Origin of the sequence: Lacisediminimonas sp., from assembly GCF_030645335.1 — a bacterium.
Lineage (GTDB): Bacteria > Pseudomonadota > Gammaproteobacteria > Burkholderiales > Burkholderiaceae_D > Lacisediminimonas.
This window is the reverse complement of sequence record NZ_JAUSNH010000222.1, coordinates 1-18,130: the sequence shown is the minus strand read 5'-3', so window position 1 is coordinate 18,130 and position 18,130 is coordinate 1. Positions and strand designations below refer to the sequence as shown.

At 61.3% G+C, this 18,130-nt stretch carries 19 protein-coding genes; 9 read left to right on the top strand and 10 right to left on the bottom strand.

Going from position 1 to position 18,130, the window contains the following annotated elements:
• The 4 genes from Q7T64_RS15295 to Q7T64_RS15280 form a co-directional block, all read right to left on the bottom strand.
• Positions 1-611 (bottom strand): POTRA domain-containing protein (locus Q7T64_RS15295; protein ID WP_304797467.1); only part of this gene is annotated, 611 nt, incomplete at its 3' end.
• A 277-nt stretch (positions 612-888) separates the two neighbouring features.
• Positions 889-2,217: a cardiolipin synthase gene (cls, locus tag Q7T64_RS15290; RefSeq protein WP_304797465.1), complete on the bottom strand. Its 1,329-nt coding sequence runs from the start codon at positions 2,215-2,217 to the stop codon at positions 889-891.
• Positions 2,218-2,460: 243 nt separating this feature from the next.
• Positions 2,461-3,156 carry an OmpA family protein gene (locus Q7T64_RS15285; protein ID WP_304797463.1) on the bottom strand — a complete coding sequence of 232 codons (696 nt, stop codon included), beginning with the start codon at positions 3,154-3,156 and terminating at the stop codon, positions 2,461-2,463.
• 192 nt (positions 3,157-3,348) lie between these two features.
• Positions 3,349-4,734 (bottom strand): AI-2E family transporter, encoded by a 1,386-nt coding sequence (locus tag Q7T64_RS15280; RefSeq protein ID WP_304797460.1) that lies wholly within the window; start codon positions 4,732-4,734, stop codon positions 3,349-3,351.
• A gap of 250 nt (positions 4,735-4,984) precedes the next feature.
• Between Q7T64_RS15280 and Q7T64_RS15275 the strand changes: the two genes are divergently transcribed.
• Positions 4,985-5,314 carry a hypothetical protein gene (locus tag Q7T64_RS15275; protein WP_304797458.1) on the top strand — a complete coding sequence of 110 codons (330 nt, stop codon included), beginning with the start codon at positions 4,985-4,987 and terminating at the stop codon, positions 5,312-5,314.
• Between the two features lie 66 nt (positions 5,315-5,380).
• Complete coding sequence (locus tag Q7T64_RS15270; protein ID WP_304797456.1) at positions 5,381-6,514, top strand: glycine zipper 2TM domain-containing protein; 1,134 nt, start codon at positions 5,381-5,383, stop codon at positions 6,512-6,514.
• A 436-nt stretch (positions 6,515-6,950) separates the two neighbouring features.
• Here the strand turns inward: Q7T64_RS15270 and Q7T64_RS15265 are convergent, their stop codons facing one another.
• The 3 genes from Q7T64_RS15265 to Q7T64_RS15255 all read right to left on the bottom strand — a co-directional run bounded on the left by Q7T64_RS15265 (position 6,951) and on the right by Q7T64_RS15255 (position 8,436).
• Positions 6,951-7,580: a glycine zipper 2TM domain-containing protein gene (locus tag Q7T64_RS15265; protein ID WP_304797454.1), complete on the bottom strand. Its 630-nt coding sequence runs from the start codon at positions 7,578-7,580 to the stop codon at positions 6,951-6,953.
• Positions 7,581-7,815: 235 nt separating this feature from the next.
• Positions 7,816-8,028, bottom strand: a complete 213-nt coding sequence (locus Q7T64_RS15260; RefSeq protein ID WP_304797452.1) for a glycine zipper 2TM domain-containing protein — start codon at positions 8,026-8,028, stop codon at positions 7,816-7,818.
• Positions 8,029-8,124: 96 nt separating this feature from the next.
• The gene (locus tag Q7T64_RS15255; protein WP_304797450.1) at positions 8,125-8,436 is read right to left on the bottom strand and encodes a BON domain-containing protein; all 312 of its coding nucleotides are present in this window, start codon (positions 8,434-8,436) and stop codon (positions 8,125-8,127) included.
• 217 nt (positions 8,437-8,653) lie between these two features.
• Here Q7T64_RS15255 and Q7T64_RS15250 point away from each other — a divergent pair, with 217 nt between their 5' ends.
• From Q7T64_RS15250 to Q7T64_RS15230, 5 genes are all read left to right on the top strand, one after another.
• Complete coding sequence (locus Q7T64_RS15250) at positions 8,654-9,412, top strand: Crp/Fnr family transcriptional regulator (protein ID WP_304797448.1); 759 nt, start codon at positions 8,654-8,656, stop codon at positions 9,410-9,412.
• Positions 9,413-9,542: 130 nt separating this feature from the next.
• Positions 9,543-11,900: a PAS domain S-box protein gene (locus tag Q7T64_RS15245; RefSeq protein WP_370653346.1), complete on the top strand. Its 2,358-nt coding sequence runs from the start codon at positions 9,543-9,545 to the stop codon at positions 11,898-11,900.
• The gene (locus Q7T64_RS15240; RefSeq protein ID WP_304797446.1) at positions 11,893-12,723 is read left to right on the top strand and encodes a response regulator; all 831 of its coding nucleotides are present in this window, start codon (positions 11,893-11,895) and stop codon (positions 12,721-12,723) included. The genes Q7T64_RS15245 and Q7T64_RS15240 overlap by 8 nt, the downstream gene beginning before the upstream one ends.
• 36 nt (positions 12,724-12,759) lie before the next feature.
• Positions 12,760-13,266, top strand: a complete 507-nt coding sequence (locus tag Q7T64_RS15235; RefSeq protein ID WP_304797444.1) for a TspO/MBR family protein — start codon at positions 12,760-12,762, stop codon at positions 13,264-13,266.
• 229 nt (positions 13,267-13,495) lie between these two features.
• Positions 13,496-14,026 (top strand): hypothetical protein, encoded by a 531-nt coding sequence (locus tag Q7T64_RS15230; RefSeq protein ID WP_304797442.1) that lies wholly within the window; start codon positions 13,496-13,498, stop codon positions 14,024-14,026.
• Between the two features lie 110 nt (positions 14,027-14,136).
• Here the strand turns inward: Q7T64_RS15230 and Q7T64_RS15225 are convergent, their stop codons facing one another.
• Genes Q7T64_RS15225 through purU form a run of 3 tightly spaced genes read right to left on the bottom strand, consistent with a single transcriptional unit; the run spans position 14,137 to position 16,366 of the window.
• The gene (locus tag Q7T64_RS15225; protein WP_304797440.1) at positions 14,137-14,568 is read right to left on the bottom strand and encodes a dihydroneopterin aldolase; all 432 of its coding nucleotides are present in this window, start codon (positions 14,566-14,568) and stop codon (positions 14,137-14,139) included.
• A 14-nt stretch (positions 14,569-14,582) separates the two neighbouring features.
• Positions 14,583-15,485: a bifunctional methylenetetrahydrofolate dehydrogenase/methenyltetrahydrofolate cyclohydrolase FolD gene (gene folD, locus Q7T64_RS15220; RefSeq protein ID WP_304797438.1), complete on the bottom strand. Its 903-nt coding sequence runs from the start codon at positions 15,483-15,485 to the stop codon at positions 14,583-14,585.
• Positions 15,486-15,502: 17 nt separating this feature from the next.
• The gene (gene purU, locus Q7T64_RS15215; RefSeq protein WP_304797436.1) at positions 15,503-16,366 is read right to left on the bottom strand and encodes a formyltetrahydrofolate deformylase; all 864 of its coding nucleotides are present in this window, start codon (positions 16,364-16,366) and stop codon (positions 15,503-15,505) included.
• A gap of 332 nt (positions 16,367-16,698) precedes the next feature.
• On the opposite strand from purU, the gene Q7T64_RS15210 reads away from it, so the two are divergent.
• Complete coding sequence (locus Q7T64_RS15210) at positions 16,699-17,664, top strand: DMT family transporter (RefSeq protein WP_304797434.1); 966 nt, start codon at positions 16,699-16,701, stop codon at positions 17,662-17,664.
• Between the two features lie 103 nt (positions 17,665-17,767).
• On the top strand, positions 17,768-18,130 hold a 363-nt coding region (locus Q7T64_RS15205; protein ID WP_304797432.1), incomplete at its 3' end, for a 3-methyl-2-oxobutanoate hydroxymethyltransferase.

Here is an 18,130-nt window from a genome sequence, read left to right as displayed (position 1 = left end):
CGGTACTCGCCGGTGTAGCGGTTACCTGCATTGTCGGCGTCGACGCTGCCGCTCACGAGCGGGCCGGGGGTCAGCTTGACCAGCAGGTCGGAGGTGCCGACTTCAGCACCGGGAGACAGGGTCGATTTGACGTTCACGCCTGGCACATCCGATAGCAACAGCAGGCGCGATTCCAGCGGTGCGTTCATCACCGGGTCGCCGGCTGCAAGGCCAGACATCAGGCTGTTCGGAATCCGGTTTGAGAGCTTGGACTGGTTGTCGACAGTGACCTTGCCGTACTGACCGTCCAGCACGGCGATGCGGACGGTGCCGTCAATGATGTCCTGCGCTGGCAGGTAGGCTTGCGCAACGAAATAACCGTTGGCGTGGTAGTGATCCGCAATGCGTTTTGCCATGCCGCGCAATTCGCCCAGTGTCATCTGCACGCCGGGCTTGAAGCCGGTTACGGCCAGCAATTGCTCTTCTGAATAGGCGCGGGCGCCGGTGATGCGCAATGCCTTCACCAGGATGGTCGCGCTGTCCGTGATGCCGCTTGCGGGGGCGTCGCGACGGTCAAGCTGGAGTTCGGGCGCGGAGCGCTCCTGCATGGGGGGTGCTGGAATCTGTTGCATCTGGCCACCGGATGTTGGTGGCTGTTGTGCGAATGCGCCCTGGGCTATGGCCAGGAGCAAAGCTAACGGGAGGACTTTGATTTTTATCACGGTGTGCCCTGAGTTGACGGTAGGAAATGTCCAACGTCATCTTGGGGCTTGCCACCGCCGGGGTCGGGGCGCTAGCGCACACAGTGGGGCTTGTTTTGCGCTTGTTTTTAATTACAGGGGCAGCAGTGGGACTTGGCGCCGCTGGATGGTCTTGGGCGAAACCTGGCGGGGATGCACCCCCCGCGGATCAGAGCCAATACGCAACCAGCCCGGCCGCTATTTCCCTGAGCCGGTCCAGCACCGGACGCGTCTCCCAGGCTTGCAGCGTGAGCTGCTTGGAATCGCGCAAATCCTCGGCGAAGGCGTTTTCCATTTCCTGGCCAAACGCCTCTCCCATGATCACGACATTGAGTTCGGAATTGTGCAGGAAACTGCGCAAGTCGATATTGCTCGACCCGACAGTCGACCAGGTGCCGTCGACCACCGCAGTCTTTGCATGCAATACCGCAATCTTCAATTGGTAAATCTTGACGCCGGCAGCCAGCAATTCGCCATACGAAGCCTGTCCGGCATAGAACACCAGCGGACTGTCCGACACTGCCGGCAGGATCAGCTTGACGTCGACGCCGCGCCTGGCTGCATCGACCAGCATCGCCACGGTCTGCTCGTCAGGGACGAAGTAAGCTGCAGTCAGGTGGATCGACTTTTGCGCACCTTGAAAGGCCAGCGCATAGGCTTTATAGATCTGATGCTCACCCCCCGGCTCGGTGGCCAGGATGCGCACGATCTTGTCGCCGGCAATCGGCAGCGGCGGGAACAATTCCGCTGTCGGCAGGTCTGCGGAATCTTGCTGGGCCAGTGTTTTCAGGAAGGCCCATTGCAAGGCGGCGACCGCCGGCCCCTCAATCTTGATGTGCGTGTCGCGCCAGCCGACGTCCGCATCGGCCTTCTCCTTGGATCGATACAAGGAGCTGTTGGAATAGGTTGCGCTGATATTGACGCCGCCGGTAAAGGCCAGCTTGCCGTCAACGATCAGTATCTTGCGGTGGTCGCGGTTATTGAGGCGCCAGCCCTTTCCCAGCCGCGCTGTCGGGTTGACCGGGTTGAACGCCACCAGCCGGATTCCGGCCTGCCGCATGCGCTCGAAAAAGGCTGCTGGCGTGCCGAGGGTGCCGACGCTGTCGTAAATGATGCTGACCGCAACGCCCTGCGCCTGTTTGGCGATCAGCAAGTCGGCAAAGCGCAGGCCCAGCTCGTCCTGGTCGAATATGTAGGTTTCAAGATTGATGTGATTGGTGGCCGATGCGATGGCGTCGATCATGGCGCCCATCGTCTGCGGCCCGTCGAACAATAGCGTGATGTTGTTGCCGGCAATGAGCGGCACACCGGTGGCAGCTTCTTCCAGCGCGGCCTGTGTCTTCAGGTCGATTGCCACTTTTGCCCAGCGTTTGCTCAGCAGCGCGTCTGCCTTTTTATCCGACAGTACGCCGCGCGTTCCCGTTACCGTCGGGGCGGCCGGCGGCGCCAGGGTACTCTCCAGCCTGCGCGCATCCGGCAGGGCGGCGCAGGCGGACATCAAGCAGCCCAACGCGGCCAATCCCAGCCATCGGAACATTTTCCGGAGGTCGCCTTGCGCACACATGGAATCGCTGTCGGTCATAACGGGCTTGTTTTCTGGTTGGTAAATCATACAGCGAAGGGGCATTGATGCAATCGCAGCCCCTTCGTCGCCATGCTTCCGCCCGAAAGCGGTCGGCGTGGATTTCTCATTCAGGCGCCACGCGCACCAGCAAGCCGGGGGGCGTGGCCGATACTTCGATTACTTGCGCGCCACTTCCTGCGTACCCGTGACACTGACTTCTACCCGGCGATCAGGCTGCAGGCAAGCTTTCAGCGTCTTGCTGATGGCGCCCTTGCAATCCTTGGTGACGGGCTGCTTTTCGCCCATGCCGCTTGCGGTGATCCGGTTTGCCGGCACGCCGTTAGCGACCAGTTGCTTCATCACCGTATTGGCGCGGCGCTCGGACAGCTTCTGGTTGTAGCCGGGCTTGCCGAGGCGGTCGGTATGTCCGGTCACTGCGATTTCCGTGTAGCTCACGCCAGCCAGGTCATTGGTCAACTGCTCCAGGCTCTTTTTGCCAGCCGGTTTCAGGACCGACTTGTCAAAATCAAACAGCTCTTCTGCATTGAGGGTGATCTTGCGTGTCGTGATTGCCACTGGCGCAGGTGCCGGTGCCGGCGCTGGCGGGATGGCTGCAGGTGCAGCGGCCACCACGACCGGTGCGGGCGCTACCACCTTTGCAAGCGACGGATCGCAATCCTCAGCCGAGCTGGCGGGCGACCATGTCGTGGTGTGCCAGCACAGGCCGGTACCGCTGCGCACGATCACACCATTGGGGCTGGCCCAATAGTCCGGCGTGGTGGCCTGGGCGGCGGCGAGTCCTGGGGTGAAGGCAATGACAGCAAAGGCCGCGACGATCGCGGTGCGCAAATACGATTCAGGGGTAGAAGACATTTTATTATTCCTGGGTTAATGACGCATTCGCAACCACTGCAGTGCGTCGATGTGTGCAGACTACGGACTAAGCCGCGCCATGTATGTGAGGTAACGTACCAATGGAGAAATAAATTCGCCCGCGGGCGGAACAAGCGCGGCAAGCCCTGTCGCTACTGTGTGCACCAGCGGCGCCAGGCGGGGGGCGAGTGTTCATTCACCGAGCAGTTCGGCAATCGGGCCCATTACCTCCAGGTGCTCCGATATCACGCGTACGATGACGATGATCGGGATACCCAGCAGCAGACCCCATACGCCCCACAGCCAGCCCCAGAAAAGCAGGCCGATGAAGACGGCGGCCGGATTCATCTTGGCGATGCGGCCGGTCATCCAGGTGGTAATCAGCGTGCCCACCAGCGTGGCGACCGCCATCGATGCGCCCGCTACCAGCAGCCCCTGCGACAAGGACCCGAACTGTACGAACGCAGTCAGCCCGGTGGCCGCTGAAATGATCAGCGAACCGAAGTAGGGAATGATGTGCAACCAGCCTGCGGCCACTGCCCATGCACCGGCATTCTCCAGAGCCAGCCAGCGAAACACCACCCACAGCATCAGCGACAGCAGCACATTGGTCACCAGCAGCATGAACATGTAGTTCTGGATCGACCGGTTGATGTCGTCGAGAATGCGCACGGTGATTTTTTTCGAGGACAGCAGCGGCATCATCTTGACCAGCTTGCGCTTGAAACTATCGCCCGACAGCAGCAGGAAAAAGATCAGGAACACTGCCATCGTCGCCTGTCCGGCAAACTCCAGCGCACCCAGCGATCCGGCCCATAGCCAGTCCTTCAGGCGAAAGCGCGCACCGGAGTCGCCTGCGGAGGTATCGGCAGCCGAACCGGCAGACCGTTTGCCGCCTGGCCTGGCCGCGCCATTGGTTGCGGTTTCGATCTCGGTCGCTGCTGCCTGCATTTGCTGGATGGTGGTCGGACTGCCGTCTTCATTATCCGTAATCGCGTGCGAGATCTGGTGCGCCGCCTTGGGCATGCTGACCAGGATGGACTGGAACTCATCCTGTAGTGAATAGGCAACCGCGCCCGCGCCGCCGATCAGTCCGATCAGCACCACAGCTGCGCCGACCACGCGCGGGATCCGCACCCGCTCAAGCCAGACGACTACCGGGTTCAATGTATATGAAGCGACGATGCTGAACACCAGCGGGATGAAAAACCGTTGCCCCCACTGCAGCGCAAACAGCACCGCAATCGCTGCGATGATGCCCAGCGCGACGTTGCGCACAGCGACCGTGTGGTCATGCGGGTGCGTGTCTGTCAGCAGGTTGCCGGCGGCCGGCGCGGCAGGCCCGGGTGGCGGCACGCTCTCGACCGACTGGCCTGCCGCGCTTGCCGCAGCGGCGGCGGATGCGTCCGGATCCGGGTAGGGATGGACCTGGGCCTGCAGTGGATCGGGATTGGACGCCGGCGCTGGCGCGCTGCCTGAATCGGGGCGGCTTACCCACGCGCTCCATTGCGCATTCGCCTGGTCGCGATAGTGTGCCCGAGTGTCCGGGTTGGTGTCCTTGTCCATATCTTTTCCCATGATGGCCTGCTGTGCTGAATTGGCCAACAGATATACGCGGGTGTGTCAGCACGCTCTGTTCGCTGCCGCGCACAGCATGGCACGAGCGTGAATGCGTTGCAGTCCAGTTTCAGTTCGTTGCAAATGAAACGAAATCTTAACGAGCCTTGCAGCAGGCATGGACGTTATTGCTATGTGCGGTATCGGACAGATGCTGTGTGGCAAACAGCGGATAACGAGTGCTGTCAACTTAACGAACAGGAGACTCACCATGAAAACCTATCACCGTATTGCCGCTGGCCTGATCGCTGGCGCCGCCCTGATCCTGGCCGCCGGCCCCAGCGCCGCTGCTGCGATCGATGTCAATGTCGTCCTGCCCGGCGTTTATGCGCCGCGTCCGGTGTATGTCCAGCCGATGTACGAAAACGACTGGCGTGAACGCCAGGCACGTGCACTGGCCTGGCGCGACAACCCGCAAAACCATGGCCAGGTGGTCAGCGCAGCAGCACATGCGCGCAACGACGACCGCAAGGACGGCAAGAGCAAGGGCCACGGCAAGAACAAAGGCCATGGCAAGAGCAACGGCAAGCACGGCAAGTAAGCCAGAGGCCCGCAGCCCTTGGCCGCCGGCCGGCTCGTCCTGATATTCATCCAAGCTTTATCCGTCATGTCGTTGCGCATCCCATACCGGGCTGCGCCTTGCCTTAGAACTCAACAGGAGATCATCATCAAAACTTATCGCAATCTATTCCTGGGGCTATTCGCCCTGGTTCCACTGTTGTCATTGGGGCTGGTTGCCAATGATGCCAGCGCCCAGCAATACAACAGCAGCGCCACCGTGTTGCGCATCGACGGCTTCAGTGTCGACGAAGTACCAGCCCTGAAGCCGGGCGCGGAACTGAGCTTCTCGCTTAACGGCACACCGGGCGCTACCGCGACCTTGCGTATCGCCGGCGCGCAGCGCGGGCTGAACCTGAATGAAGTGGATGCCGGCATATACGAAGGCACTTACGCCATCGGCATTCGCGACAACATCACGGCAAACAGCGCCGTCACGGCCAACCTGCGGCTTGGCAACCAGGTCGTCAGTACGGTGCTGGACGAGTCGCTTCAGCGCGGCGTGGGCTACCGCTCCGGCAAGGCAGCTGACGGCTTCCCGCGGATTACCGGCCTGGATGTCGTTCCTAGCGCCGAACTCACGCGCGGCAACCAGTTGGCATTCACGCTCAACGGCACGCCAGGCGGCCGGGCTGATCTCAAGATCGACGGCATGAAAGGCAAATTCCTGTTGCAGGAAGTGCGCCGTGGCGAATACACCGGCGTCTACACGATCCGTCCACGTGACCGGATCACCGCCAACAGCCAGGTAATCGCTGAATTGCGCGCTGGCGAGCGTGTGGTTTCCGGCAAGCTGGTGCGTTCCTTGCAAAGCACGGAGCCAAATGCCTATCGTGCTGCACGGATGTGTATCGCTTGCGGTACGGTTGAGTCGGTCAACGTGGTGGAAACCAAAGGCGACGGCGGCTACCTGGGCACCATCGGTGGCGGCGTAGTGGGCGCATTGCTTGGCAACCAGATCGGTAGTGGCAATGGCCGCACGGCAGCAACCATCGCCGGTGCAGTCGGCGGCGCTTATGCCGGCCGGACGATCGAAGGCAATGTCCGCAAGAACTCCCACCATGAAGTGCAGGTTCGCCTGAATAATGGTGGCCAGCAGACGATCACGTTTGCAGCGGACCCTGGCTACAAGGTCGGCGACAAGGTGAAGATTGTCGATGGCGGACTGGTGCGCGATATCTGATTGCTGAAAACAGCGCCTGGTAAATCAGGCGCCTGATACGGCAAGCACTGGTTTGACGGCCCCGGCCACCTTGATGGTGACCGGGGCTTTTTTACGTCTGCCGCAGTGGCATCCGGGGCGCGGGCCGCTGGGCCGTATGCGCAAGGACATCAAGGCGGTGCAATCCTTGCCGTTGGTGCTGGCCTGGAATAGGCCGCAGCGTGGCGTGGCCGCACCGATCCCGGTATGGGCCTGCGGCGCTGCTGCGCAAAAAGCGGCCGGCGGGATACACGCCGCGTGGATCCGGACGAGTCCGCGCCTGGCATGGCCGCATCGACCGGCGCGGGCCGTGACACAGTCGGACCGGGCAAAAGAAAACGCCTTGCGCTATTTGCGCAAGGCGTTTGGGGAGGCTTTAAAGCCTGGCGGTCGCGCGATGCGACCACCGCCAGCCTGGTCAGCCGTTGGAGCGCACGACACCATCAACGATGCGTACATTGTCGCCTGCACGCCATTCCGGACGTGTTGTCTGCTGCACCGTACGCACTGAACCATCATTGAGACGCACGACGATTTCGTAGCCTTGGGTTGATTTCATCTTGCCTTCGATCTGGTTGCCGGCCACTGCACCGCCTAGCGCACCGACCACGGTCATCACATCCTGGCCGCGGCCACCGCCGACCTGGTTGCCAAGCAAGCCGCCGACTACTGCGCCGCCTGCTGCGCCAAGTCCGCTGCCTGAGCCGCGCGTGCTGAATTCGCGGGTTGACTCAACCACGCCGCATGCTGCGCAATTGGCGACAGCCGGTACGTTGGCGGCATAGGTGGACTGGTTGCTTCCCTGGGCCTGGCGCACGGGCTCGGCGGCTGGCTTGGCAACTGCCTTGGCGGCGACGCGCGGTGCACTGGACGCAGCCGGCGCGGACGCTGCCACTGGCGTGGCCGGCTGGTTACCGGATAGCGATGATGGAATCCATCCCAGGATGGCCGCCGCGCCGATTGTGCAGAACAGTACAACGGCGACGCCTGCAACGATGACGGCAGGATGGGTCCTGGGCTTTTGTTCGTTTCCGAGAGCATTGTGCATGATGATCCTATTTGTATGATTGGCAGGCGCCTGGCCTGATGATGTCAATTTGAAGCCGGTGTTGGCGAGCAAGCGCTTTGCGCTCGTCGTTGTATGCACCCATCGTCCGCCTTTTGGCGCCAGCTGGCTGTTCGGTGGCGCGCATAGCAGGCATCGGCACGCTGCGCCAGGCAAAAAAAAGCGCCCGCGAAGGGCGCTTCATTTCCCGACAGGGCCAGGTGGCGGCCCGTGGGATTTACTTCATCTGGTTGCCGATATAGCCGCCGACGCCTGCGCCCACGACCGTGCCGACTGTGCTGCCGCCGGTCAGTACTGCACCGGCAACTGCGCCGGTACCGGCGCCGATTGCCGTGCGCTTGTCCTGGCCCGACATGTTGGCGCAGCCGGTGAGTACCAGCGCGAAAATCAGTGCTGAGGCCAGTGCCGAGGTGGTTTTGATGGTTTTCATTTTGAATTCCTTGTTTTTAGTGTGGCTTGCCAGGGGCGGGCCGGCACGATCGCCGACCCAGCCAGGTCAACGCCGCTTGCGCAGCGCTGCTTGTTCTTACTTGACCCGCATGTCGTTCTTGACCGACTGCACACCCTTGACGCCGCGTGCGACGCTCACGGCGGTCGTGATGTTTTCATACGAGCGCACGAAGCCGCTCAGTTGAACCACGCCCTTGAATGTCTCGACATTGATCTCGGCGACCTTGAGTGAAGGCTCGTTGAAGATCGCTGCTTTCACACTGGTGGTGATGACCGAGTCATCAACATATTGGGCGGTGCTTTCTTTTGTCGGGCTCGATGCGCAGCCGGCGACGCCGGTCAGGATCAGGGCGGCCAGCAAGAGCGATACGGTTTTGAAGTTTTTCATTTTTTCTGTTCCTGTTAGTAATCGGATGGGACAACGCCAAGATAAGGCCTCAGCCAGCCCCCGTATGTGCGCCAGCGCCCACAAGGACATTCTTTTATCGATCGGCTAAAAATCGGTCGCGCAACATTGGTCAGCGCAGTCTGTGTTACCGTTGCGCCTCAACCGTGCCCGGAGTTCAGTCCGGCCCTGCGTAATCGATGGGCGAAGGACCACAAACATGTCGAACCACCAAGATCAGCACGATCCGAACGAGAACCACTTGCTGGCCGCATTGCTCGATGCTGAGTTCGACCGCCTGGCGCCCCATCTCGAACTGATCCCGATGCTGCTGGGCGATGTGCTATACGAGTCAGGCGGCAAGCTGCAACACGTTTATTTCCCGACCACCGCCATCGTCTCGCTCCATTACGAGCTGGAGAATGGCGGTTCGTCGGAGATTGCCGGCGTTGGCAATGAAGGCGTGCTTGGCATCTCGCTGTTCATGGGCGGCGACACCACGCCGAGCCGGGCCATCGTGCAGACCGGCGGCTACGGCTACCGGCTGCGGGCGCAAATCCTGATGGATGAATTCAATCTTGCCGGGCAAGTCATGCGCTTGCTGTTGCGCTATACGCAGGCATTGATCACGCAAATGTCGCAGACCGCGGTATGCAACCGGCATCACTCGGTGGAGCAGCAATTGTGCCGCTGGTTGCTGCTCACGCTGGACCGCTTGCCGTCCAGCGAATTGACGATGACACAACAGTTGATCGCCAACATGCTGGGAGTGCGCCGCGAAGGCGTGACCGAAGCCGCCGGCAAATTACAGGACCTTGGGTTCATCAGTTATCGCCGCGGCCACATCTCGGTGCTGGACCGGGCCGGGCTGGAGCGCGATGTCTGCGAGTGTTACCAGGTCGTGAAAAAAGAATTTGCACGCTTGCTTTCCGACGTTCGGCAACGGCAGGGCGGGGCGGCAAAAGCCCAGTCCGCCTGAACCGGCGGCGCGCCAGCACAGGGCTGGCATCCGGCACTGGCCGGTAAAAAAATTCGCAACCAGTCCCCGGAGCGCCGCCTTGCGCCAAGTCTTCCGGGCCCATTCTTTTCAAGCCTAACCGGGACCCGCCATGCCTGAAGACCAACTGGAACCGCCGATCAGGAAGCTGTCCGTCGAACTGATGATGTTCGGCGCGACCTGCGCCACGCTGCTGGTACTGCTGCTGGTCGCGTTCCTGGCCCTGAAAAGCGAGGGGCAGTCTCCCGTCGACACGCTGGTTATCCAGGTCAGCGTAATGGGCTTGCTGGCCTTGCTGGGACTGCTGGCGATACCGGTGTGGCGCGGCCTGAAGAGCCGGCCCGGCGGCGCTTTCCAGCTGCAAGAGGGTCCCTTGCTGCAAGCCGGCGCACTGCAGCATGCTATCTTCAGCAGCATCAATTTTTCCTTCATCGCCACCGACGCCCGCGGCGTGATCCGGATCTTCAACCCCGGCGCCGAGCGCATGTTGGGCTACGACGCCAAGGAGGTGATCGACAAGATCACGCCGTCCGGCATCTCCGACCCCCAGGAACTGGTGGACCGGGCACAGGCCTTGAGCATCGAGTGGGGTTCGACCATCGCGCCCGGATTTGCGGCGCTGGTCTACAAGGCATCGCGCGGGATAGAAGATATTTATGAGCTGACCTATATCCGCAAGGACGGCACCCGCTTCCCGGCCATCGTATCGGTCACGGCGCTGCAAAGCGAAGAGGGCGACATCATTGGCTACCTGCTGATCGGCACCGACAACACGGCGCGCAAGCAAGTAGAGGCCGAACAGGCGCTGCTTGACCAGCGCCTGCGCGACCAGCAGTTCTATACCCGCTCGCTGATCGAATCGAACATCGATGCGCTGATGACGACCGACCCATCCGGCATCATCAGCGACGTCAACCAGCAGATGGAAGCGCTGACCGGTTGCACCCGCGAGGCCTTGATCGGCGCACCCTGCAAGAATTACTTCACCGATCCAGAGCGCGCCGAGGAAGCCATTGCGCGCGTTTTGAGCGAAGGCAAAGTCACCAATTACGAGCTGACCGTGCGTGCACTGGACGGTAAGGAAACCGTGGTGTCGTATAACGCCACGACGTTCTACAACCGCGACCGCAAGCTGCAGGGCGTGTTCGCGGCGGCGCGCGACATCACCGAGCGCAAGCAGTTCGATCACATGCTGCAGCAGAACAATATCGAACTCGACAATGCGCGTGCGGCGGCCGAAAAGGCCAATCGCGCCAAGTCCGAGTTCCTGTCCAGCATGAGCCATGAATTGCGCACCCCGCTCAACGCCGTGCTCGGGTTTGCGCAATTGATGGAGTCCGATACGCCGCCGCTGAACCCGAGCCAGAAGCAGTCGGTCAACCAGATCCTGAAAGCCGGCTGGTACCTGCTGCGGCTGATCAATGAGATCCTCGACCTTGCGATGATTGAATCGGGCAGGGTCACGATGTCGGTGGAATCGATGTCGATGAGCGAGGTCTTGCAGGATTGCCACGCGATGTTCGAGCCGCAAGCGCAAAAATTCGGCATCCAGATGCATTTTCCACCGGCCGGCGACGTCGTGCTGGTGCATGCCGATCGCATCCGGGTCAAGCAGGTGATGATCAATTTGCTGTCCAATGCGATCAAATACAACCGGCGCGAGGGCTCGGTCACGGTGACTTGCGAATCGGTCGGCGGAAGCCGGATCCGGATCGGCGTGCGCGACACCGGCGTGGGCCTGGCGGCGGAACAGCTGGCGCAACTGTTCCAGCCGTTCAACCGGCTCGGCCAGCAAACCAGCAGCGAGGAAGGCACCGGCATCGGTCTGGTCGTGACCAAGCAGTTGGTGGAGCTGATGGGCGGATCGATCGGCGTGGAAAGCAGCGTCGGTCACGGCAGCCTGTTCTGGGTCGAGCTGGATACGTCGGTTGCACAGCAACTGCCATTCGAGGCCGAGAGCCTCGGGACCGATGGCCTGGCGCTGGCGGCGGTGCAGCCGCTGCCCGCCGGCGAGCAGCATGTCTTGCTGTACGTGGAAGACAATCCGGCCAACCTGATGCTGGTCGAGCAGCTGATCGCGCGCCGCAGCGATATCAGGCTATTGACCGCAACCGACGGTCATATGGGCATTGCTGTTGCGCGCGCCGCCCAACCGGATATCATCCTGATGGACATCCACTTGCCTGGCATCAGCGGCTATGGCGCATTGAAGGTGCTGCGCGCAGACCCGGCGACCGCGCATATCCCGGTCATTGCACTGTCGGCAAATGCAATGCCCAGCGATATCAAGCGCGGCATCGATATCGGCTTTTTCCGCTACCTGACCAAGCCGATCAAGGTCAAGGAATTGATGGACACGCTCGACGCAGTCATCGAGCAATCAAAAGACGGTCTCCAGCCCGATGAGTCGGCGTCGGCGGCCAGGGCAAGCGAACGCAGTGCTGTACCTATGAAAGAAAATGATGCTTGATCCATCGGAAATGCTGAATGCCCGCATCCTGATCGTTGACGACCAGGAAGCCAACGTCATCCTGCTGGAAAGGATGCTGCGCAATGCCGGCTATACGCAGATCGAAACCACCATGGACCCGACGTCGGTGTGTGCCTTGTACCAGGCCAATCGCTACGACCTGATCCTGCTCGACTTGCAGATGCCTGTCATGGACGGTTTCGAGGTCATGGAGCAGATCAAGAAAATCGAAAGCGATTACCTGCCGGTGCTGGTGATCACCGCGCAGCCTGGCCACAAGCTGCGCGCGCTCAACGGCGGCGCAAGGGATTTTGTCAGCAAGCCGTTTGACCTGGTCGAGGTGCAGACCCGCATCCGCAACATGCTGGAAGTGCGGCTGCTGTATCGCAAATTGGCCGACTACAACCAGGTGCTGGAGCGCACCGTGCTGGAACGCACGGCCGAACTGCGTGCCAGCGAAGCGCGCTTCAAGAGCTTTACCGAGCTTTCATCGGACTGGTACTGGGAACAGGATGCGCAGGGCAATTTCACCAGTGTCTCCGGGCCGGTGTTCGAGATGCTGGGGATCGATCCGAAGCAGACAGCTACACAGGCAGGCAGCGCCACAGACCGCAACGCGGCGGGGCGCGCCCAACTGGCCGCCAAGATCGCCGCGCGCCAGCCCTTCGTCGACCTGCTGTTCACCCGCAGCACGGCTGATGGCCGCATGCAGGTATTGCAAGTCAGCGGCGAGCCGATATTCGACGACGCCAGCCGGTTTGCCGGCTATCGCGGCATCGGCATGGATGTGACCGACCGGGTTGCGCCGACGCTGCCGCAATAATCCGGCGGCGCCAGCTTTTCGTTGAGGATCGCAATCATGGCAAGACACGCCAACCCCGGTGGCATCAGGCAGTCACTAGGACTGGCCGGCTGGCTGCTGGTCTGTTTTGGGGCCGCCGGCATCGGCGCCATTGCGTCCAGCAATGCCGGCGGTTTTTACCAGCAGCTCGTGCTGCCCGCGTGGGCCCCGCCTGCGTCCTGGTTTGGCCCGGTATGGACCGTGCTGTATGTGTTGATGGCGGTTTCTGCGTGGTTGGTCTGGCGTATCGGCGGCTTTCGCCATGCCGGCGGTGCACTGTTGCTTTTCCTGGGCCAGTTGGCCGTCAATGCCTTGTGGACCTGGCTGTTCTTCGGCTGGCGCCTGGGTGCGCTGGCATTCATTGAAATCATGTTGTTGTGGTCGATGATCATCATGACCATGGTCGCGTTCTGGCCGATCCACAGGACCGCCAGCATCCTGCTTGCGCCCTACCTGTTGTGGGTCAGCTTTGCTGCTGCGCTGAATTACGCGATATGGCATGCCAATCCGCAAGTCTTTGCCTGATCCGGCAAGGCGGCTGTCCGGTTCAGTGTGCCTTTTAGTGCGCTGTCTGGTACGCGGTTTCGGGCGCGGTTCCGTGCGCTGTTTCGTGCATCAATTGCCTCCACACCACGCAATCGCCCGCTGACGTGATGCAGGTCGCCGCGCCATATCCGGCGCTTTGCGCCCGCACAAATAAGCACGGCAAGTCGCGCGCACAGTAAGAGTCCGGCTATCTGCAGGACTTTGCGTCATGACTTTTTCCAGGTTGGTACTGATCGCATTGGCGATCGTGTTTTCAAGCGCCTGCGGCGGTGGATCCGACAGTACGGCAACGGCGGCAAGCCCGGCAGCCAGTGGCGCCGTTCCCGCTGCCGGCACATCCGACGTGCCGGATACGCCAACGCAAGGCACGCCGACCGTCACGTTCGCCGCGCAACTGATTGAGGGCCCGGCGAACAATACCTTCCTGGGTTTTGAACCGTATCTCAATGCGGCGACATTCGTGGTTGCCGGAGCCGGCATGGAAAACGTGGAGCTGGTCTCGGCCAACGACGAAAGCATCGTTTACGGACGATTCACGGTTGCGCCGGACAAGACCGGCGCAACGCTCGACTGGCGCTACCGTAACTGGCCCTACGGCAGCTGGAACCTGAAGATAGTGGCGTGGAATGTGCCGGCGGGCCAGACCGGGCGTCGGATTGAGGTGGCGGCGCGCCAGTACACGGTGCACTTGCCATTGGGCTGCCAGGCCGAGGGGACTTGCGGCATGCCCGCGCCCTGATCGCTGTAGCAGCGACGGCTATCAACCGGTGCCCGTCGGCCTATTGCTGCCGCCCATTCCGATTTATTTTGCAGAGCACGGCAATTTTCGGGGCTGCCGTCACGCAAGAACTAGCCTGCAGCCACGGCTTCATCCACTTGGTGCGCAGAGAGCCGGCCAAACTCAGGGCGCGTCATCGCCGTGCGCACGCCGATCTCGCGCGCGCAGGGGCCAGCCAGCGGCTTGAACAGAGCCACTTCCACGCTGCCAATGCGGACATCATGCCGGAACACGAAAGCCATGATCTCCAGCACCCGGGTTTCCAGCAAGGGCGTATGTGGCAGGCACGGGAACTCCTGCGAAAACCAGCGGTAGAGCGGCTCGTAATCGATGCAGTCGCCGATCTCGCGCGGCACAGCAGGCGCCAGTGCGTCGATGCACAGATCAATGCGAACCGGTTGCGGCTCCAGCTCATGCTCCCAGATGCCAACCCGCGAGTGCGTCGCCAGGCCGCTGATCTCGATGCGCCATGGATGCATTGCCGCCCGCGAACAGAAATTCATGTCCATCGGAAACCTCATATTCCGATGGTGCCGGTGCCAGCGCGCAAGCGCGCCGCCCGCATCGTGTTTTGCAGCAGGCACGCGATGGTCATCGGACCCACGCCGCCTGGCACTGGGGTCACTGCCCGCGCTACTTTCATTGCCTCTTCAAACGCGACATCGCCGACCAGCCGGGTTTGCGGCCCTGCCGATTCGGAGTCCGTAGCGCGCGTTACCCGATTGATGCCGACATCGATCACGACCGCTCCCGGCTTGATCCATTCGCCGCGCACCAGCTCTGCATGGCCGACCGCAACGAACAGCAAGTCGGCGCGCCGGCACACGCTGCCAATATCCTGGGTGCCGGAATGCGCAATCGTGACGGTCGCGTTCTCCAGCCCAAGCAATTGCGCCAGTGGCTTGCCGACAATATTGGAGCGGCCGACGACGACGACCTCGAGTCCGGTCAGGTTGCCCAGCACCGATTTGGCCAGGAACACGCATCCCAGTGGTGTGCAGGGCACCATCGCCGGCTTGCCGGTGGCCAGCATGCCGACATTCATCGGGTGGAAGCCATCGACATCTTTTTCCGGTGCAATCGCAATCAGCACTTTGCTGGCGTCGATTTGGGCGGGCAGCGGCAACTGCACCAGGATGCCGTCGACATTATCGTCCAGGTTCAGGTCACTGATGAGCGCCAGCAAGCCCTGCTGGCTTGTGTCAGGCGGCAGCCGGTGTTCGTAAGAGCGTATACCGGCGTCGCCAGTTTGCTTGAGCTTGTTACGTACATAGACGGTGCTGGCGGCGTCCTCGCCCACCAGGATCACCGCCAGTCCGGGCGCGCGGCCCTGCGTTGCACTGAAGGCGGCCACGTCGTCGCGTGTGATCGCGAGCAAGCTGGCCGCCAGTGCCAGCCCGTCGATTTTTTTTGCGGTCATGTCGTTCTCGCCATAGATCAGTCAGAAAACACGACGGCGTTCGAGCCGTTGATCAATACCCGGTCGCTGAGGTAGTAGCGCAGGCCGCGCGCCAGCACCTGACGCTCCAGGTCGCGCCCTTTTCGCACCAGGTCTTCCGGCGTGTCACTGTGCCGCACGCGCGTGACGTCCTGCTCGACGATAGGTCCCTCATCGAGGTCGCTGGTAACGAAGTGCGCAGTCGCGCCGATCAGCTTGACGCCGCGGGCATGGGCCTGGTGATAGGGCTTGGCGCCCTTGAAGCCGGGCAGGAAAGAATGATGCACGTTGATGCAGCGCCCGGACAGCTTGGTTGACAGTTCGTCGGACAGGATCTGCATGTAGCGCGCCAGGACGACCATGTCGGTCGCACTCTCGCTAACCAAATCGAGCAGCCTTTTTTCTTGCGCAGGCTTGTTGCTGCTGTCGACCGGCAAGTGATGGAACGGGATGCCGGAAAAATCCATGCCGGTGAATGCTTCACGCGGATGATTGGAAACGATGCCGGTAATGATCATCGGCAGTTCGCCAATGCGCCAGCGATACAAGAGATCGTTCAGGCAATGATCCAGCTTGGAGACCATGATAAGCACCCGTCGCAGGTCGCTGGCCGGGCGCATTGACCACATCAGGCCGAAGCGCTCGACCAGTGGCATGAATCCAGCGCGCCAGGCCCCAACGTCAGTGTTGCCTTTTTCAGAGGTGAAACTTACTCGCATGAAAAACCGGCCGCTCTGCTTGTCGTCGAATTGCTGCGCTTCATCGATGTCGCCGCCGTACTCGAAGATGTAGGTGGAAACCGCCGCCACGATGCCGGGCCGGTTCTTGCAAGTGAGGGTCAGGTAGAGCTGTTCTGGTGCCATGTTGCGGTTCCTTTCTGATTGACGCGGGCAGGTATTACGAACCCTTGGCGGAAAATCGGATTGTCTGGATGATCGGACGACGGAATGCGCAAATTGTCGGATGCTGCGCCACGATTGATGGCAATCTTGGGGGATAAAAAAAAAGCGTACTGTCGGCTATCCGACAAAAGCAAAAACTTTTCAGGAGCATCATGCGTCTCGATGTGGCAGGCGGTGCAGTGAGTGCATGCTGCCTTTGCAAACGACGCGCAAAGAGCTAGTTTTGCGTGGCGCACGCCGGCTCGAAATCTGCATGGGCAACTCGTGCAAACCGCTGTCAACCGGAATCATCAATGTCCCAAGCACGTCTGGTTTTCCTGACAACGGTAGCGATGTTGGCTTTTGCCGGTAACTCACTGTTCTGTCGCCTGGCCTTGCGCCAGACATCGATCGATGTCGCCATGTTCACGATGGTGCGATTGGTGTCGGGTGCGCTGGCCCTGTTGCTGCTAGTGGCGGCAGCGCCGGCGTGGCGCGCATGGCGAGCGCGTGCTGCAAGTGCGGTACCGGGCGAGTGTCCATACACAAGTGCCATCGGTGGCGACTGGGGCTCGGCGTTGGTGCTGGCCTTGTACGCGTGGACCTTCTCGGCTGCCTACGTCAACATATCGGCTGGCGCCGGCGCGTTGCTGTTGTTCGGCGCAGTGCAATTGACCATGCTGGTCAGTGGCTGGCGCGCCGGCGAACGGCCGGCGCTGCGCCAGGTGGCCGGCTTCATACTCAGTTTTGGCGGCTTGCTGGCGATGATGTTGCCCGGGCTGTCTGCGCCGCCACTGCTCGGCGCCTTGACCATGCTGGCGTCGGGCGTGTTCTGGGGCTTGTACTCATTGCGCGGTCGTGGCGGCAAGCATCCCGCCTCCACCACGACTGGCAACTTCGTGCGGGCTGTGCCCTTGTCAATCGCGCCCGGGCTGGTGTTTGCGCTATCCGGTCAATTGCGGCCGGATGCAACGGGCATCTTGTACGCAATCCTGTCCGGCGTGTTTGCGTCCGGCATGGGCTACATATTCTGGTATGCGGCGTTGCGGCAATTGAGCGCGACCCGCGCCGCCTCGGTTCAGTTGTCAGTCCCGATCCTGGCTGCGGTTGGCGGCATGCTGCTGCTGGGTGAGCCTTTAAGCTTGCGTCTGGTGCTGTCTGGCGTGGCGATCCTGGGTGGCATTGCCATTGTGGTATTGGGCGAACGCGCGCGTGTGGCCCCGGTAATCACGGCGGCGTCCGGTTCGCCGAGCCCGTCGGCACGCGAGCGGCAAAAATAATCGTGCTGATGTCAACTAGCCGACAGTATTGCGTCAACAGTGCGGCGACTATAGGGGCTGAAACGATCAGCCAATTGCGGTCGTGTTGATAGCCGGAGGTCATGTGGACGAAGCGCGCAAAAAGGTAACCCTGAAGTCTTTGCAGCAGAAAAAAAACAAAAAGGAGCGGATCACTTCGGTCGGCGTGTACGATTCACCGATGGCGGCCATTGCCGATCGAATCGGTTTTGACCTGCTCATTATTGGCAATGCCGGCCCGATGTCGCTGTTTGGGCACAAGGATCCGACCACCGTCAAATTTGAAGAACAGTTGTACATGACCCAGGCTGTCAGCCGCGTGGCGAAGTATGGGCTGATCGTCGCCCACTTGCCCTACCTGTCGTATCACTTCTCGAAAGAAGATGCGATCCGCAACGCAGGCCGCATGATTTCCGAAGGCGGCGCTGACGTAGTGAAGTGCGAAGGC